The sequence below is a fragment of the Enterococcus sp. S53 genome (genome assembly GCF_016516865.1).
GTDB classification, from domain to species: Bacteria; Bacillota; Bacilli; order Lactobacillales; family Enterococcaceae; genus Enterococcus_D; species Enterococcus_D innesii.
In genome coordinates, this window is the sequence record NZ_JACVUH010000063.1 from 1 (window position 1) to 655 (window position 655).

Below are 655 nucleotides of genomic sequence, written 5' to 3' on the forward strand. Positions count from 1 at the left end.
CTTGCTGATTCACTGTTACTGATGCTTGTACTTACCGATAATGAATCGCTAATGGATGTGCTAGTACTTGTTGACTCACTGATACTTGAAGATGTTGATTCGCTCACTGACGTACTTGCACTTGTGGAGTCACTGTTACTTACACTTGTACTGCCACTGTAACTTGCAGAGTCACTTACACTTAGGGATGTCGAAATGCTTGTACTCAATGATGATGAATCACTGATTGATGTGCTTACGCTTGTGGATTCACTAACGCTTGTAGATGTTGATTCGCTCACTGACGTACTTACACTTATGGACTCGCTACTGCTAACACTTGTACTTCCACTAAAGCTTGCAGAGTCACTTGCACTTAATGATGTCGAAATGCTGGCACTCAATGAAGAGGAATCACTGATTGACGTACTTGCACTTGTTGACTCACTAATACTTACTGAAAGTGAATTACTTGCAGATATGCTTTCGCTTGTCGAATCGCTATTACTTACGCTCGTACTGCCGCTATAACTTGCAGAGTCACTTGCACTTAATGATGTCGAAATGCTGGCACTCAATGAGGAAGAATCGCTGATTGACGTACTTGCACTTGTTGACTCACTATTACTTACTGAAAGTGAATTACTTGCAGATATGCTTTCGCTTGTCGAATCGC

Annotated in this window: 1 protein-coding gene; it reads left to right on the plus strand. The window is 41.7% G+C overall.

Annotated features, from left to right (window positions below):
• Positions 1–195: 195 nt before the first annotated feature.
• Positions 196–510, plus strand: coding sequence for a hypothetical protein (locus IAE45_RS18680; RefSeq protein WP_200143170.1), 315 nt, complete (start codon positions 196–198; stop codon positions 508–510).
• Positions 511–655 lie beyond the last annotated feature (145 nt).

Excerpts from the sequence above, each read along its gene's own strand:
- IAE45_RS18680 (WP_200143170.1), top strand. The coding sequence starts at position 196 with ATGCTTGTACTCAATGATGATGAATCACTGATTGATGTGCTTACGCTT.